Origin of the sequence: Nitrobacter sp., from assembly GCF_051535215.1 — a bacterium.
Taxonomy (GTDB): domain Bacteria; phylum Pseudomonadota; class Alphaproteobacteria; order Rhizobiales; family Xanthobacteraceae; genus Nitrobacter.
In genome coordinates this window covers 145383-162842 of sequence record NZ_JBPPLY010000003.1, presented here as the reverse complement: position 1 = coordinate 162842, position 17460 = coordinate 145383, and the positions used below count along the sequence as shown (strand labels likewise).

At 61.9% G+C, this 17460-nt stretch carries 13 protein-coding genes; 12 read left to right on the top strand and 1 reads right to left on the bottom strand.

The genetic code is table 11. The features are described from left to right. The first annotated feature begins 5 nt into the window (after window positions 1–5). The 7 genes from ntrC to ACS3WB_RS05150 all read left to right on the top strand — a co-directional run bounded on the left by ntrC (window position 6) and on the right by ACS3WB_RS05150 (window position 9581). Window positions 6–1448: a nitrogen regulation protein NR(I) gene (ntrC, locus tag ACS3WB_RS05180; protein WP_438274500.1), complete on the top strand. Its 1443-nt coding sequence runs from the start codon at window positions 6–8 to the stop codon at window positions 1446–1448. 198 nt (window positions 1449–1646) lie between these two features. Continuing rightward, window positions 1647–3947 (top strand): ATP-binding protein, encoded by a 2301-nt coding sequence (locus ACS3WB_RS05175; RefSeq protein WP_438274499.1) that lies wholly within the window; start codon window positions 1647–1649, stop codon window positions 3945–3947. A gap of 17 nt (window positions 3948–3964) precedes the next feature. Further along, window positions 3965–5335 carry a nitrogen assimilation response regulator NtrX gene (gene ntrX / locus ACS3WB_RS05170; protein ID WP_438274498.1) on the top strand — a complete coding sequence of 457 codons (1371 nt, stop codon included), beginning with the start codon at window positions 3965–3967 and terminating at the stop codon, window positions 5333–5335. Next, window positions 5336–6193: a D-amino-acid transaminase gene (locus ACS3WB_RS05165; protein ID WP_438274497.1), complete on the top strand. Its 858-nt coding sequence runs from the start codon at window positions 5336–5338 to the stop codon at window positions 6191–6193. 183 nt (window positions 6194–6376) lie between these two features. Next, entirely contained in the window at window positions 6377–6625 is a 249-nt protein-coding gene (gene hfq, locus ACS3WB_RS05160) for an RNA chaperone Hfq (protein WP_009797508.1), read from the top strand. Window positions 6626–6645: 20 nt separating this feature from the next. Beyond that, entirely contained in the window at window positions 6646–8025 is a 1380-nt protein-coding gene (gene hflX, locus ACS3WB_RS05155) for a GTPase HflX (RefSeq protein WP_438274496.1), read from the top strand. Window positions 8026–8144: 119 nt separating this feature from the next. Beyond that, window positions 8145–9581, top strand: a complete 1437-nt coding sequence (locus tag ACS3WB_RS05150) for an NAD-dependent succinate-semialdehyde dehydrogenase (RefSeq protein ID WP_438274495.1) — start codon at window positions 8145–8147, stop codon at window positions 9579–9581. Between the two features lie 14 nt (window positions 9582–9595). Here the strand turns inward: ACS3WB_RS05150 and mazG are convergent, their stop codons facing one another. After that, window positions 9596–10426: a nucleoside triphosphate pyrophosphohydrolase gene (mazG, locus tag ACS3WB_RS05145; RefSeq protein ID WP_438274494.1), complete on the bottom strand. Its 831-nt coding sequence runs from the start codon at window positions 10424–10426 to the stop codon at window positions 9596–9598. A 133-nt stretch (window positions 10427–10559) separates the two neighbouring features. Here mazG and queC point away from each other — a divergent pair, with 133 nt between their 5' ends. The 5 genes from queC to ACS3WB_RS05120 all read left to right on the top strand — a co-directional run bounded on the left by queC (window position 10560) and on the right by ACS3WB_RS05120 (window position 17317). Further along, window positions 10560–11276: a 7-cyano-7-deazaguanine synthase QueC gene (gene queC / locus ACS3WB_RS05140; RefSeq protein WP_438274493.1), complete on the top strand. Its 717-nt coding sequence runs from the start codon at window positions 10560–10562 to the stop codon at window positions 11274–11276. 159 nt (window positions 11277–11435) lie between these two features. Continuing rightward, on the top strand, window positions 11436–11798 hold the full coding sequence (locus tag ACS3WB_RS05135; RefSeq protein ID WP_438274492.1) for a hypothetical protein: 363 nt from the start codon (window positions 11436–11438) through the stop codon (window positions 11796–11798). A 53-nt stretch (window positions 11799–11851) separates the two neighbouring features. Beyond that, window positions 11852–13123, top strand: coding sequence for a divalent metal ion exporter subunit IhpA (ihpA, locus tag ACS3WB_RS05130; protein ID WP_438274491.1), 1272 nt, complete (start codon window positions 11852–11854; stop codon window positions 13121–13123). Continuing rightward, a complete protein-coding gene (gene ihpB, locus ACS3WB_RS05125; protein WP_438274490.1) occupies window positions 13120–14100 on the top strand; it encodes a divalent metal ion exporter adaptor subunit IhpB in 981 nt (326 codons plus the stop codon). The genes ihpA and ihpB overlap by 4 nt, the downstream gene beginning before the upstream one ends. Continuing rightward, window positions 14093–17317 carry an efflux RND transporter permease subunit gene (locus ACS3WB_RS05120; RefSeq protein WP_438274489.1) on the top strand — a complete coding sequence of 1075 codons (3225 nt, stop codon included), beginning with the start codon at window positions 14093–14095 and terminating at the stop codon, window positions 17315–17317. Before ihpB ends, ACS3WB_RS05120 begins: the two co-directional genes overlap by 8 nt. The last annotated feature ends 143 nt before the right edge of the window (window positions 17318–17460 follow it).

Genomic DNA, 17460 nt, shown 5'->3' with positions numbered 1-17460 from the left:
GAAAGATGCCCGCAGCCCACATACTTGTCGCAGACGATGACGCGGCCATCCGCACCGTACTCAATCAGGCGCTGTCGCGTGCCGGATATGAAGTGCGCCTCACAGGCAACGCGGCGACGCTGTGGCGATGGGTCAGTCAGGGCGAGGGGGACATTGTCATCACCGATGTCGTGATGCCGGACGAGAACGCCTTCGACCTGCTGCCGCGCATCAAGAAGATGCGGCCGAACCTGCCGGTCATCGTGATGAGCGCGCAAAACACGTTCATGACTGCGATCCGTGCCTCCGAGCGCGGCGCGTATGAATATCTTCCGAAACCGTTCGACCTCAAGGAACTGGTCGCGATCGTCGGCCGCGCGCTCGCCGAGCCCAAGGAGCGCGCCGCTAGCCGCGGCGGCGAGAACGAGTTCGATTCCATTCCGCTGATCGGACGCTCGCCCGCCATGCAGGACATCTATCGCGTGCTGGCGCGGCTGATGCAGACTGACCTGACGGTCATGATTTCCGGCGAATCCGGCACCGGCAAGGAACTGGTCGCGCGCGCGCTTCACGAATACGGCAAGCGGCGCAACGGTCCGTTCGTCGCCGTCAACATGGCGGCGATCCCCCGCGACCTCATCGAATCGGAGTTGTTCGGCCATGAGCGCGGCGCCTTCACAGGCGCCAATACCCGCGCTTCCGGTCGTTTCGAGCAGGCCGAAGGAGGGACCCTGTTTCTCGACGAAATCGGCGACATGCCGATGGAGGCGCAGACGCGTCTGCTGCGCGTGCTTCAGCAGGGAGAATACACCGCTGTCGGCGGACGCACCGCGATCAAGACCGATGTCCGCATCGTCGCAGCAAGCAACAAGGATCTTCGCGTCCTGATCCAGCAGGGATTGTTTCGCGAGGACCTGTTTTTCCGCCTCAACGTGGTGCCGCTGCGCCTGCCGCCGTTGCGCGAACGCATCGATGACCTGCCGGATCTGATCCGGCACTTCTTCGCCCTGGCCGAAAAGGATGGCCTGCCGCCCAAGAAGCTCGACGCCCTTGCGCTGGAGCGCCTGAAGCGCCATCGCTGGCCCGGCAACGTCCGTGAACTGGAAAATCTGGCGCGCAGGCTCGCGGCGCTCTATCCGCAGGACGTCATTACCGGACAGGTGATCGACGGCGAACTTGCGTCGCCTCCCGTCGTCTCTAGCAGCAGCGGGCGCCCGGGCGTCGACAGCCTCGGGGGAGCTGTCGAGATGTACCTGTCGACCCATTTCTCGGGCTTCCCGAATGGCGTTCCGCCGCCGGGCCTGTATCATCGCGTCTTGCGGGAAATCGAAGTGCCGCTTCTCACCGCAGCTCTGGCCGCGACCCGCGGCAATCAGATCCGGGCGGCTGACCTTTTGGGTCTGAACCGCAATACGCTGCGCAAGAAAATCCGCGATCTGGATATCCAGGTTTACCGGACCGGCGGATAGCAGCGGCCGCATTCAGCCGATTCGCTTATGGTTGTTGTCGAATTGGCGACTTATCCAAAGCTTATCCACCGCGCGCAAAGAAATGCGCCGCGGAAATGTCTCAATTGCGCAACAATGTTGTATGATTGCATCAGGTTCGCTCTCGGATATCGGCCGGATTAGCCAGCGAGCCTTCGAAAGCTCAAACCATTTCCCAGGATGACTAGCGCAGACACGCGGGCCCCATCCCACGATCCGTCATTTGCCGAGCCGCGCGGCTGGACCCTGCGCCGGCTGCTGGCCGCGGTTGCGATCGGCCTGGCGTTGCTGTCTGCGTTCCTGACCTTCGTCGTTCTGGTCGGTCTCACGCCGATCGAGCCGAACCACCGGGTCGTCGTCACCTTCCTGCTGATCGACGCCGGCGCCATCCTTCTGCTCGTGGTCATCATCGCCGGCGAAGTCTGGCAAGTGGTTCAGGCGCGCCGGCGCGGCCGCGCCGCAGCGAAACTTCATATCCAGATTGTGAGTCTGTTCTCGGTGATCGCGGTACTGCCGGCGGTCCTGGTCTCTGTCGTCGCCAACGTCACCATCGATCGGGGCCTCGATCGGCTATTTTCCGGTCCGACCAAGGAGGTTATCCAGAACTCGCTGATCGTGGCCAATGCCTATCTGCACGAGCACGCCCAGCTCATCCGCGGCGATATCATCGGCATGGCCAACGATATCTCCAACGCGCGGCCGTTGTACGATCAGGACCGGGCGACATTCATGCAACTCCTGACGTCGAATGCGAAAGCCCGCAACCTCCCGGGCGCGATGCTCATTGACAAGGACGGCAACGCGCTGGTGTCTGCGCAAACCGGCATCGAGCGGACCTACACCACGCCCAATCCGGATTTTCTCAAGGACGTCGGGGAGGACGAACCGCAGATCGCCGTCTTTCCGGAGGCGAACTATGTCGCCGCCGTCATCCGGCTTCGCGCGTTCGACGATAAATTTCTTTATGTCGCGCGCCTGCTCGATCCTCATGTCGTCGCGCAACTGAAACAGACCGAGGCGAGCGTGGCCGAATATGCCACGATCGAGGCTCGACGCCTCGGCATTCAGGTGGCGTTCGCGCTGATGTTCGCGGTGATTGCGCTGACGATCCTGATGGCGTCGGTTCTGCTGGGTCTGAATTTCGCCGACCGCTTCGTCGCACCCGTCCGTCGGTTGATGAACGCAGCCAATGTTGTGTCCACCGGCGACCTGAACGTGCAGGTGCCCGTCCTCAAATCTGAAGGAGATCTCGCCCAGCTTGGTGAAACCTTCAACAAGATGACGGCCGAGCTGCGCACCCAACGCGACGAACTCGTCAGTGCTAGTGGCCTGATCGACAGCCGGCGTCGCTTTATCGAGGCCGTGCTGTCGTCGGCAAGCGCCGGCATCATCGGCGTCGACGGTGCCAACGCCATTGGGGTCCTCAACCGTTCGGCAGAGAAATTGATCGGGCATTCTGAATCGGAAACGCTGGGGCATCCGCTGTCCGAGGTGATTCCGGAACTGAACGATCTCATGCGGTCCGCGAGGGAAGGGACCCAGCGGCTGGTGCAGGGGCAGATCACCATCAACCGAGATGGTAACGAGCGCAACATTTCGGTACGCGTCAGCGCCGAGCAAACCAGCCAATCGCGCGACAGCTATATCGTCACGCTGGACGACATCACCGAACTCGTGACCGCGCAGCGCACCTCGGCATGGGGCGACGTGGCCCGGCGGATCGCTCATGAAATCAAAAATCCGCTGACACCGATCCAGCTTTCTGCCGAGCGCATTCGACGCAAATTCGGCAAGGCGATCACCGACGACAAGCCGATCTTTGAGCAGTGCACCGATACGATCGTGCGCCAGGTCGAGGACATCAGGCGTATGGTCGACGAATTCTCGCGTTTTGCGCGGATGCCGAAGCCGGTGATGGAAGGCGAGGACGTCGCCGATACGGTTCGTCAGGCCGTGTTCCTCATGCGCGTCGGGCATCCCGAAATCGACATCGAGGCCGATATCAAACACGATCCGATGCGCGCCCAGTTCGACCGGCGGCTGATCTCGCAGGCGCTGACCAATATCATCAAGAACGCGGCCGAAGCCATCGAGGCAGTTCCCCCCGAGACATTAGGGAAAGGACGGATCGACGTTATCGCCGCGCGCGATGGCGACAACATCGTCATCGACGTCATCGACAACGGCATCGGCCTGCCGAAAGTTGCACGTTCGCGGCTGCTTGAGCCGTACGTCACCACGCGTGAAAAGGGCACCGGCCTCGGCCTCGCGATCGTGGGGCGCGTGCTGGAAGATCACGGCGGAAAACTCGAACTCAACGACGCTTCCGCCATAAGACCGGGAGCGCGCGGAGCCTGGATACGATTGCGGTTTGCCGTATCCGGGCGCGCGAACGACGACGCCAACGAGGGCGACGGAGCGGCTGGCGCCGATACGTCGACCGGCGATGAAGCGAAAGCACAGGTTGCAAGCGGAAACTGACTAGGCGGATCCAATCCATGGCACACGACATTCTGATAGTGGACGACGAGGCGGATATTCGCGACCTCGTTGCTGGTATCCTGGAAGACGAGGGCTTCACGACTCGAACCGCACGCAACAGCGATGAGGCGCTCGCGGAGGTGTCAAGCCGCCGTCCGCACATGGTGTTCCTCGATATCTGGCTGCAAGGCAGCAAGCTCGACGGACTACAACTGCTTGAGATGATCAAGCAGGATAGTCCCGACATGCCGGTAGTCATGATCTCCGGCCACGGCAACATTGAAACGGCCGTCGCGGCGATCAAGCGCGGCGCCTATGATTTCATTGAAAAGCCGTTCAAGTCCGATCGTCTGATTCTGGTGGCGACGCGCGCGCTCGAAACCTCGCGTCTCAAGCGCGAGGTCAGGGAATTGAAGCAACTCGCACCGGCGGCAGGTACGCTCGTCGGCCGTTCCCCGTGCATGAACCAGCTTCGGCAAACCATCGAGCGGGCAGCGAAAGCGAACAGCCGGATCATGATCGTCGGCCCGTCCGGATCCGGCAAGGAACTGGCTGCGCGAACGCTTCACAATCAGTCAAGCCGCTCGGAGGGACCGTTCGTCGTCATCAACGCAGCGGCGATTACGCCGGAGCGAATGGAATTCGAACTATTCGGGATAGAACAGACGGACGGCCAGCAGCCTCGCAAGACAGGAGCGCTGGAAGAAGCGCACGGCGGAACGCTGTTCATTGACGAGATCGGCGACATGCCGCGCGAGACCCAGAACAAGATCATGCGCGTCCTGGTCGATCAGACCTTTCAGCGCTCCGGCGGGGTGAACAAGATCAAGGTCGATGTGCGCATCATTTCGTCGACGGCGCGAAACCTGGAGGAGGAAATCGCCGCCGGGCGTTTCCGGGAAGATCTCTATCATCGGCTGTCGGTCGTGCCGATCCGGGTTCCGCCGCTATCCGAACGCCGCGAGGATATTCCCGAACTGATCGAATTTTTCATGGACCATATCTCTGCCACGAGTGGGCTGCCCAAGCGCAGGATCGGCGATGACGCCATGGCCGTGCTGCAATCGCACGTCTGGCCGGGCAACGTCCGGCAGCTTCGGAACAACGTCGAGCGGGTCATGATTCTGGCCGGCGGTGGACCGGAGGTGATCATCACCGCCGATATGCTGCCACAGGATGTCGGCTCGATGGTTCCGGCGATGCCGACCGGCATCAACGGCGAGCATATCATGGGCCTGCCGTTGCGCGAGGCTCGCGAGGTGTTCGAGCGTGACTACCTGATCGCCCAGATCAGCCGCTTCTCCAACAACATCTCGCGGACAGCGGAATTCGTCGGCATGGAGCGCTCGGCGCTGCATCGCAAGCTCAAGGCGCTCGGCGTCAGCTAGATGTCGCGCATTGCTTACGTCAACGGCCGCTATCGCAATCTGCGCGAGGCCTGCGTCAACGTCGAGGATCGCGGCTATCAGTTCGCGGACGGCGTTTATGAAGTCTGCGAAGTGCGCGGACGAAAGCTGGTGGATTTTCCCCGGCACATGACGCGGTTGCAGCGATCGTTGCGCGAATTGCGGATCGTTGAGCCGATGCCGCTCTCGGCGCTCGGCGTCGTCATGCGCGAGGTCGTACGACGCAACCGCGTGACCTATGGGCTGGTTTATTTGCAGGTGACCCGTGGCGTGGCGCGGCGCGATCATGCGTTTCCGCCGACTACAGTGGAGCCGAGCGTCGTCGTCACGGCGCGTGCGCTCAACTACGCGAAAAATCAGCAGACAGCAGCTAACGGCATCAAGGTCGTCACCGTGCCTGAAAATCGCTGGCCTCGGGTGGACATCAAGTCGGTATCGCTATTGCCCAATGTGCTGGCAAAGCAGGAAGCGCGCGAGAAGGGTGCTTACGAGGCCTGGTACATCGGAAGCGACGGTTTCATCACCGAGGGCGCCTCGAGCAACGCCTGGATCGTGACCAAAGACGGCCGGGTCGTCACCCGTTCCGCCGAGAGCGGCATTCTTGCTGGCATCACCCGAGCAGTGCTCATGGAGGTCATGGCGGCGCTTCAGATCAGGCTGGAGGAGCGTCCGTTCACGCCGGCGGAAGCGCGCGATGCCGCGGAGGCTTTCCTCACCTCGGCCTCACAGATCGTCATGCCCGTCGTGGCGATCGACGGTCAGATCGTGGGAAATGGCCGCCCGGGTGGCGTTGCCAGGCGGCTGCGGGAAGAATTTCACCGTTTTTCAGCATTTTCCTGATGGTTTTTGCCTATCCGGGCGAACCCGCGGCCCGAACCGGCTTGCCTAACCTCATGCTCTGTCTTCTAATCAAAAGCGCCGGGTCCACGGAGGATCTCAGAGGGTCCCGGCGGCCAGGAGACGCTCCGGGGAGAGCTGTGTTCCGGTTCCCAAAGAACAAAACGAAACTGCGGGATAATAAAAATGGCGATAGACCGCGCACAAAACCTTCAGGACACCTTCCTCAATCACGTTCGAAAGACCAAGACGCCCTTGACGATCTTTCTGGTGAATGGCGTCAAGTTGCAGGGAATTGTCACCTGGTTCGACAATTTCTGCCTGTTGCTCAGGCGGGACGGTCATTCGCAGCTTGTTTACAAACACGCGATTTCGACCATCATGCCGGGCGCTCCGATCCAGCTATTCGAAGGCGGCGAGGACGCTCCGCTTTGAACAATATGAAAGTTTCCTGATTGGAACCCCGGCATCCCGAGGGGAGCATCGACCGTTCAGGGCCGATGCAGGGTAAAGCGACCGGGCGGGCGATTGTCATAGGCCCTTATCTGCGGATACGGCGCGCTGACGCTGACATGCCGCAGGCGGGGCATGCCACGCGCGATACCGATGCCCGGCTGGACGAAGCCGCCGGCCTCGCGCGCGCGATCGACCTCGACGTCGCCAAGGCGATCATCGCGCCGGTCAACCAGATCAGACCTGCGACATTTCTCGGCAAGGGCAAGGTCGAGGAATTTACCGGCTTGATTACCGCCGAAGGCGCCGATCTCGTGGTGATGGATTGCGCGCTGTCGCCGATCCAGCAGCGCAATCTGGAAAAGGCCTGGAGCACCAAGGTGCTCGACCGGACCGGGCTGATCCTCGAAATTTTCGGTCGCCGCGCCAAGACGAAAGAGGGCGCGCTGCAGGTCGAACTTGCCCACCTCAACTACCAGCGCAGTCGTCTCGTACGCTCTTGGACTCACCTTGAACGACAGCGCGGCGGCTTCGGCTTCATGGGCGGTCCCGGCGAAACCCAGATCGAGGCCGACCGCCGCCTGATCGGCGACCGCATCACGCGGCTGGAGAACGAACTGAAGAAGGTGCAGGCGACGCGGCGGCTGCATCGCGCCGGGCGAAAGCGCGTGCCTTATCGCGTGGTCGCGCTGGTCGGCTATACCAATGCCGGAAAATCGACGCTGTTCAACCGGCTGACGCGCGCCGACGTACAGGCCGCCGACATGCTGTTCGCAACCCTCGACCCAACGCTCCGCGCGCTGACGCTGCCCCATGGCGGCAAGGCGATGCTGTCGGACACCGTGGGTTTCATATCCAATCTGCCGACCCAGCTTGTCGCCGCGTTTCGCGCGACGCTCGAAGAGGTGATGGAGGCAGACGTTATCCTCCATGTTCGCGACATTTCACACGAAGATGCGGAGGCACAGCAGCACGATGTCGAGGCCGTGCTGCGTCAGCTCGGCATCGATCCCGGACAAGGAGCTCGTATTCTCGAAGTCTGGAACAAGATCGATCGCTTCGACGCGGATCAGCGAGAAAATCTGGAAAACATCGCGGCGCGCCGCTCGGCTGAAGTGCCGTGCTTCCTTGTCTCCGCCGAAACCGGCGAAGGGCTCGATAGGCTGCTGGCGGCGATCGAAGACCGGCTCGCGGCGACCCGAACCACGCTGGACCTGTCGGTCGATGCCTCCGACGGCGCGGCGATCAGTTGGCTGCACCGCAATTCCGAGGTGCTCGCCAAGGAACTGCGCGACGGCCGTTATGACATGACCGTCCGCGTCGACGAGACCAAACGCGACATTCTCGTCAACCGATACGCCGCGATACCGCACCCTCTTTGATGAGCTGCGTAGTCCCGCCACTCCCGCAAGACCGGCCCGCGCCGGACGGACTTGACCGGCAAGGTGGCGCATTATTCGATGCGACTTAAATCATCGCAGGAAACTCTCAGGAGAGGCCCGTGAGCTATCAGAACACATCGCTGCTGATCGACGGCAAATGGCGTCCCAGTGCATCCGGAAGAACCCTCGCTGTGCTCAACCCTGCTACCGAGGAACAGATTGGCACGGTGGCCCACGCCGATCGTTCCGATCTCGATGAAGCTCTCGCCGCGGCCGAGAAGGGCTTCAAGGTCTGGCGTGCGGTCGCGCCTTTCGAGCGCGGCAAGATCATGCGAAAGGCGGCGGCCTTGATGCGGGAGCGCGCCGACAATATCGCAACGCTGATGACGATGGAGCAGGGCAAGGTCCTCGCCGAGGCCAGAATCGAGACGCTGGTGGCGGCCGACGTCATCGAATGGTTCGCCGAAGAGTCCCGTCGCGCCTATGGCCGGGTAATTCCGGCGCGCGGTCCCGGCATCTACCAGATCGCGATCAAGGAGCCGGTCGGGCCGGTGGCTGCTTTCACGCCGTGGAATTTCCCGATCAATCAGGTCTGCCGCAAGCTCTCGGCCGCGCTTGCCGCCGGCTGCTCGATTATCGTCAAGGCTCCAGAGGAAACGCCGGCGTCTCCCGCCGAACTGCTGCGCGCGTTCGTCGATGCGGGCGTGCCCGATGGCGTCATCAATCTCGTGTTCGGCGTGCCCGCCGAAATCTCCGAATATCTGATCCCGCATCCGGTCATCAGGAAAATATCGTTTACCGGCTCGACTGTGGTCGGCAAGCAGCTCGCCGCACTCGCCGGTCAGCACATGAAGCGCGCAACCATGGAACTTGGCGGCCACGCGCCAGCCATTGTGTTCAACGATGCCGATATCGCAGGCGCGGTGAAGATCATCGCCGGCGCCAAGTTTCGCAACGCTGGTCAGGTCTGCATCGCACCGACGCGGCTTCTGGTGCAGGACAAGGTATACAAGGATTTTGTCGGCAAATTCACCGAAGCCGCCAAGGCGATCAAGGTCGGCAACGGACTCGATGCCGATTCAAAAATGGGCTCGCTCGCGAACGCGCGCCGCGTCGCCGCTGTCGAGGGCTTTGTGCAGGACGCCATCGGCAAAGGAGCCAAGCTCGCGGCTGGCGGACATCGCATCGGCAACAAGGGTTACTTCTTCGAGCCGACTGTGGTGACCGACGTGTCGAAGGACGCCCGCGCCATGAACGAGGAGCCGTTCGGCCCGCTGGCGCTGATCTCGCAGTTCTCGACCTTCGACGAGGCCGCGAAGGAGGCGAACCGCCTGCCGTATGGGCTCGCGTCCTATGCCTTCACAAGTTCGACCAAGACCGCGACCGCGATTGGTGCAGAGATCGAGAGCGGTATGGTAGCGATCAACAATGTCGGGCTCGCTTTGCCGGAAAACCCGTTCGGAGGCGTCAAGGATTCCGGCTACGGCTCCGAAGGTGGCATCGAGGCGATGGAGACCTATCTCATCACCAAGTTCATCAGCCAGACCGGCGTGTGAACGGGGCCTTAGCTCTAACTGCTTAAACCCTTTTCCTGAGCTTTGGCCTCATTCCATAATGCATCCATCTCGGCGAGAGACGCATCCTCCAGCGAGCGGCCCTTCGCGACAAGAGTCTGTTCGATATAAGCGAAGCGCCGCTCGAATTTCGCATTGGCTCCGCGAAGCGCCATTTCAGGGTCGGCATCGATATGACGCGCGAGGTTGACCAGCGCGAACATCAGATCGCCGGTCTCAGACGCGATGTCGGATTTGTCGCCGCGATCCAGCGCCGCCTCGATCTCGTCGGCTTCCTCGCGGATCTTGGCGAGTACGGCCCGAGGATCGTTCCAGTCGAATCCGACAGTAGAGGCCTTCCACTGCAGAGCCATTGCGCGCGCCAGCGCGGGCTGTCCGGCCTTGAGGCCCGCGAGCAGACCTGAGGCCGGCGTTTCCTTCAGCGTTTTGCGCGCGGCGCGTTCGGCTTTTTCTTCCGCCTTGATGCGTTCCCATGTTCCCTTGACGTCCGACGGCGCGATGTATCCTGAACTGTCGGGAAATACATGCGGATGCCGTCGGATCATCTTGCGCGTGATCGCTTCGACCACATCACCGAACGAAAAGGCGTTTTGCTCCTCGGCCATGCGCGCGTGCAAGACCACCTGCAACAGCAGATCGCCGAGTTCGTCACAGAGATCGACCAGATCGTTGCGCCCGATCGCCTCCGCCACCTCATAGGCTTCTTCGATGGTGTAGGGCGCGATGGTTGCGAACGTCTGTTCGAGATCCCACGGGCAGCCGGTGCCGGGCGTTCTCAGTTGCGCCATGATTTCGATCAGGCGTGAAATATCGCGGGAAGGGGTCATCAAGTCACCGACAGCGAGGAATGTGCATCCTCTATGCCGTAACCCACGCCGCCGTCCCAGCAAAAAGCAGACGACCGGCCGCGCAATCCCCGCTGATTGGCGCGTGAAGGCGAGGAGTGCTATTGGCTTTGCCATGACCGATCAGCCCGCCTCCCGCACCGCGCTGGTGCTGTTTTCCGGAGGACAGGACTCCGCGACCTGTCTCGCCTGGGCGCTGCACCGTTTCGCGCGGGTCGAGACGCTGGGGTTCGATTACGGCCAGCGCCACGTCATCGAACTCCAATGCCGGGACAACCTGCTTGCAGGCATGAGATCGCTGCGTCCGGACTGGACCGGGAAGTTCGGCGAAATCCATACGCTTGCCATTCCGACGCTCGCGGAGATTTCCGACACGGCGCTGACCCGCAACGTCGCGATCGAAATGGGCGAGGGCGGATTGCCGAATACATTCGTGCCCGGCCGCAATCTCGTATTCCTGACTTTCGCGGCGGCGCTGGCCTACCGGCGCGGCATCTCCGATATCGTCGGTGGCATGTGCGAGACAGATTATTCGGGCTATCCGGATTGCCGCGACGATACCATCAAGGCGCTGCAAACCGCGCTCAGTCTCGGGATGGACAGGCAGTTCGAACTGCACACGCCCTTGATGTGGCTTGACAAGGCCGCGACCTGGTCGCTGGCGCATGAACTCGGCGGGGCAGGGCTGGTCGATCTGATTCGCGAGCACTCGCATACCTGTTATCTCGGTGAGCGCGGTGCGCGGCATGACTGGGGCTATGGCTGTGGCGAGTGCCCGGCGTGCCGACTGCGCGCAAAAGGCTGGCACGAATATGCGGGGCGGACGGCTTGATGGAACTCTCCAGGCGGACATGGCGGTGGGCACATATTATCGTCGCAGCGACCGGCCTGTCCTCCTCGTGAAACCGCAGGCCGTGTTATAGTGTTGCAGTCGACTCGATATGCGCAGGCGTGTTAAACAGATATCGCTGGCTTGGGACGAAGTAGGCCATTGACCTTCACTTCTATCAACGATCGATCTGTTCGCCTGCGCGCCGCGCGCAGCAGGATCGCAGTCGTGTTTCTGATCGTGGCTTATTTGTTGTCGGGCGCCTTGCATCAATGCTTCGACATCGACGTGACCGCTCCCGAAGGCCGGATCGTCGTCTCGATGACACCGGACCATGCGGATACGAATGGACCCGGAATGGTCGCAGACCATCACTGTCACGGTTGCTTTCCTGTTTCGTTGCCCAGTCCGCCGTTGCTCGCTGTCACCATTGCACCTGAAGGTGCCGCGATTCCGAAGGTGCTTTCGCACGCTTCCGATCTCGTTCCCGGCATCGACACTCCGCCACCAAAACGCCTGACCTGAACGTGTTCGCGGGCGCATTGACGCCCTGATTCCGCCGTTCGTCAGGATCTTCCATGCTATCGAAATCCGTCGCGCGTCTTGCGGGGGCGATGACACTGTTGATCAGCCCGTGGCTGATGGTGCCGTCGCATTCGCAAACGCTCACGCTGAAGACCGCGCTTCAACGCGCGCTTGCCGCCAATCCGCGCCTGACCGCCGCCGAGCGCGATGTCGGAATCGCAACTGGCCAGCGCATTCAGGCTGGCGCGCTGATCAATCCCGAAGTGTCCTATGAGCAGGACAACTCGTTCGGCTCAGGGCGTTATCGCGGGACGAAATCGGCGGAGAGCACGCTCCAGATCAGCCAGCTCTTTGAACTTTTCGGCAAGCGCGATGCGCGAATTGCCGTCGGACAGGCCGGCATCGAGGCCGCTGCCATCCAGCGCAAAGCCGTGCGTCTCGAAGTTCTGTCGGAGACGGCCGTCGCCTTCCTGAGTGTCCTCGGTGCACAACGTCGGATCCGAATTCTGGACGAGCAGATCGCCGCAATCGACAAGCTGACGCCATTGCTGCACCGGCGGGTAGACGCCGGCGCTTCGTCACCCGCCGAAGTCGGCCGGGCGGAAGTCGCGTCCGCACTGGTGAAGGCGGATCGCGAGCGAGTCAGTTCGACCCTCGCCAGCGCCCGGCGCGAACTGGCGGTGCTGATGGGTGACATCGCTGCGAAATTCTCGGCGGTTTCCGGGCGGCTGGATGATCTGGGGCGGCCTCCGTCCTTTCAGGTCGTCGTCACCGCGATCGATTCGAATCCGCAACTGATGCGCTGGACCGCCGTCTACGCGCAGCGCAACGCCGAACTGCTGCTCGCCCGGTTGAAGCCCTATCCGGACGTTCGCCTGAGCGCCGGCTGGCGTCATTACGACGCGACCGGCGACGATGCTGTCAGGCTCTCGTTGTCGGTTCCCATTCCGGTTTTCGACCAGAACCAGGGCAACATCCTGTCCGCTCAGGAAAGTCTCGCAAAGACGAGGGCGGAGCGCGAAGCCAATCGCAACACGCTCATCGTGCTCGCCGGCCGCGCCTACGATTCGCTGCAGGGCTCGTTGCGCGAGTTGAAAGTGCTGCGCGATGTGGCGATCCCGAAATCGAGACAGGCAGCCGACGCCATCTTCGAGGGATACGGGCAGGGACGCTTCACGCTGCTCGAAGTGCTCGATGCGCAAGCAAGCGTCACGCAGGCGCGCCTGCGCGAACAGGAGGCCCAGCAGAATTTCCATATTGCTGTCGCCACCATCGAGGGACTGGTAGGCAATCCATTTGCGCTGACACGGGAGAGCGCAAGATGAAGATGCTGTCGATAATTATTGCCGCTGTTGCGGCTCTCGCGGTCGCAGCCATCGGCTATCGCATGATGGGGCTGACGAAACCCGCTGCGCCGGTTGCGCGGACCAGCCATCAGAGTGAGAAAGCCGCAAATGGCCATGTCGAGCAGGACGAGCACGGTGCCGACCGCATTCTGATCAGCGACGTCAAGCTCGCGGCTGCCGGTGCGGTGCTCGCCAAGGCGGGTAAGGCCACGCTCAGCGATACACTGTCCTTCAACGGCGTGCTGCGCGCCAACCAGGAGGCGGTGGTTCAGGTGACGCCGCGTTTCCCGGGCATCGTTCGCTCGATCAGCAAACGGATTGGCGATACGGTCGCCAAAAACGATCAGCTTGCGTCGGTTGAAAGCAACCAGAGTCTCACCGTCTATGACCTGAAAGCACCGATCAGCGGCACCGTGATCGACCGCCAGATCTCGCTCGGCGAATATGCTTCGGAACAGAAGCCGTCCTTTGTCGTCGCCGACCTGTCGACGATCTGGGTCGACCTGTCGATCTACCGTCAGGATCTGAATCGTGTCCGCAACGGAGACGAAGTGCTGATCGACCCGGACGACGGCGGCGCGGACATCAAGGGTCACATTTCCTACGTCGCGCCGGTCGGATCGAGCGATACGCAGACGGCTATCGCCCGGATCGTTCTGGCAAATACCAGTGGACGCCTGCGTCCGGGACTGTTCGTCACCGCGCGGCTTGTGCTGGCGAAACGCGACGTGCCAGTTGCCGTTCGCGTGGGTGCGATACAGACGCTGGAAAACAAGACGGTCGTGTTTGTACGGGAAGGCGGGGACAAGATCGAGGCTCGTCCGGTCGAACTTGGAGAATCCGATGCGAAATTCGTGGAGATCCGTGCGGGGCTTTCGGCGGGAGAACCCTACGTCGCCGAAAACAGCTTCGTCGTAAAAGCGGAAATGGGTAAAGGCGAGGCCGAGCATGATTGATGCCGTCCTCGCTTTTTCAATCCGCCAGCGCTGGCTGGTGATCCTGTTTGCCCTTGGCGTTGGAGCCGTCGGAGCCTGGAATTTCACCCGCCTGCCGATCGATGCCGTGCCGGACATCACCAATGTCCAGGTGCAGATCAATACGCGCGCGCCGGGCTACTCCCCGCTGGAAACCGAACAGCGCATCACGTTTCCGGTCGAGACAGCGATGGCTGGTCTTCCAAAGCTTGACTATACGCGATCGAGTTCGCGCTACGGCTTGAGCCAGGTCACGGTCGTCTTTCTCGATGGCACCGACATCTACTTCGCACGGCAGCTTGTCAACGAGCGCATCCAGCAGGTGAAGGACCAGTTGCCTCCCGGTGTCGAGGTCGCGATGGGGCCGGTGTCGACCGGGCTCGGTGAGATTTTCATGTACACCGTTGAGGCCCGGCAAGGCGCGAGGGCGCCCGGCGGCAGTGAATACACGCCGAGCGAGCTGCGCACGATTCAGGACTGGATCATCAAGCCGCAACTGCGCACCGTTCCCGGCATAATCGAGGTCAACACCATCGGCGGATACGAACGCCAGTTTCATGTGTTGCCGGATCCGGGTCGGCTGATGGCCTACAATCTGGGATTCCGCGACGTGATGACGGCTCTCGCGGCCAATAACGCAAACGTTGGCGCGGGCTATATCGAGCGTAACGGCGAACAATATCTCGTTCGCACGCCGGGGCAGGTCGCCAATATCACCGAGATCCAGGACATCGTCATCGGATCACGCGCCGGCATTCCCGTCCGCATCCGCGACGTGGCCGACGTGCGGGAGGGCAAGGACCTGCGGACAGGAGCCGCCACGCTGGACGGCAAGGAGACCGTTCTCGGCACGGCGATGCTGCTGATCGGCGAGAACAGCCGCGCTGTTGCGAACCGCGTCGCGGCCAGGCTCGGCGAGATCGCACGATCACTTCCCGACGGCGTGATCGCGCGGACCGTTTATGACCGGACCGACCTGGTCGACGCGACCATCAGAACCGTGCAGAAAAACCTGATCGAAGGCGCGCTTCTCGTCATTGCGGTGTTGTTTCTCATTCTCGGAAACATCCGCGCGGCAATCGTGACGGCATGCGTAATCCCGCTGGCGATGCTCTTCACGATCACCGGGATGGCCGAGACGAGAGTCAGCGCAAACCTGATGAGCCTCGGTGCCATCGACTTCGGCATCATCGTCGACGGCGCGGTGATCATCGTGGAGAACTGCATGCGGCTTCTTGCCGGGGAGCAGCGCAGGGTGGGGCGGCTTCTGTCGCTCGACGAACGTCTGCGGACGATTCTCGACGGGTCCCGCGAGGTGATCAAACCCAGCCTGTTCGGCATCGCGATCATAGCGGTCGTGTACCTGCCGGTGCTGACGCTCACCGGTGTCGAAGGCAAGATGTTCACACCGATGGCGCTCACCGTGCTGATGGCGTTGCTGGGCGCCGCAATTTTCTCCGTTACTTTCGTCCCTGCGGCCGTTGCGATTGTGATGACCGGAAGAGTTTCCGAAAAGGAGAACCTCTTCATGCGCGGGGCAAAGCAGGCCTACCTGCCGCTGCTCGAAGGCGCGATGCGTCATCGGCGTCTGGTGGTGTCGGGCGCTGTCGTCATGGTGCTGGCGAGCGGCGTCGCCGCGATGCGCATGGGCGGTGAATTCATTCCATCGCTCGACGAGGGAGACGTCGCCATCGCCGCGATCCGGATACCCGGGACCAGTCTGACGCAGTCGCTCGATCTCCAGATGGCGCTGGAGAACCGGATCAGGAAAATTCCGGAAGTGAAGGATTTCTTCGCGCGGACCGGCACCGCCGAGATCGCCACCGATGCGATGCCGCCATCGATGTCCGACGGCTACGTCATGCTGAAACCGCGCGAGGAATGGCCAGATCCGTCGAAGCCCAAGTCCGAACTGGTGGAGGAACTCGAAAGAGCCGCGAACGAGATTCCCGGCAGCGCATATGAAATTTCCCAACCGATCCAGTTGCGCGTCAACGAACTGATTTCAGGCGTACGCAGCGACGTCGGCATCAAAATCTTCGGCGACGATCTGGACATTCTCCAGGGCGCGGCGAAACAGGTGCAATCCGCGATCACGACTATTCCTGGCGCGACCGACGTCAAGGTCGAGCAGGTCGCGGGGCTTCCAATCCTGACCGTCAGGCTCGACCGCGGTGCGTTGTCGCGCTATGGCCTCAACACCGCTGATGTCCAGAACGTCGTGGAGATTGCGATCGGCGGCAAGAGCGCCGGCAAGCTGTTCGATGGCGACCGGCGTTTCGACATCGTGGTCCGCCTTCCTGAAAACCTGCGAGGCCGTCTGGAGGCGATCCGCGCCATTTCCATTCCGCTGCCTCCGACCGAGAACGCAGTCGCGGAGAGAACGGCGGTCGCATGGTCGGCATCAACTGCGCTCCAGATGCGCTACGTGCCGCTTTCGTCGGTGGCAACCGTCGAAGTCGCGCCGGGTCCCAACCAGATCAGCCGCGAAAACGGCAAACGTCGCATCGTCGTCACCGCCAACGTTCGCGAACGGGACCTCGGATCGTTCGTGGCCGACGCGCAGCGCGCAGTCGCGGAGAAAGTCAGGCTGCCGCCCGGCTATTGGATCGGCTGGGGAGGGCAGTTCGAACAACTCGTCTCGGCAACCAAACGCTTGACGATTGTGGTGCCGGTTGCGCTGGCGCTCGTCCTGTTGCTTTTATTCATGAGTTTTGGATCGCTCGCCGATGCGTTCCTGGTGTTCAGCGGCGTGCCGCTGGCCCTCACCGGCGGCGTTCTGGCGCTGCTGCTGCGCGGCATCCCGCTGTCCATCAGCGCCGGCGTTGGCTTCATCGCGCTGTCAGGCGTCGCCGTCCTGAACGGCATCGTCATCATTTCTTTCATCGAACGGTTGCGGCGTGAAGGAATGTCGGTGTTCGATGCGGTTTATCAGGGCGCCTCGACGCGGCTGCGACCAGTCCTGATGACGGCGCTGGTCGCATCCCTTGGGTTCGTGCCGATGGCAATCGCGACCGGCGCGGGCGCCGAAGTACAGCGACCCCTGGCAACCGTCGTGATCGGCGGTATCGTCTCGTCGACCATCCTGACGCTGCTGGTATTGCCGGCGTTGTATATTCTGTTCCGGAAAGACTCCGACCCGGCGCCTGCGAACGATCTGTCCGCAACCGCGTCGTCGTCGGGGCGGCAGGATGGATAGTTCGCGATCAGCGCAGCAATCAGACCGGCTTCGCCCTTGAAATGTCCAATAAAGAAGTCAGGCAACCCTCGGCAAGCCAACCGCCTACAGGCTTCCTACCTATCGCTGCAATCCTTCCTGTAATTCGCATAAGGTATATTATG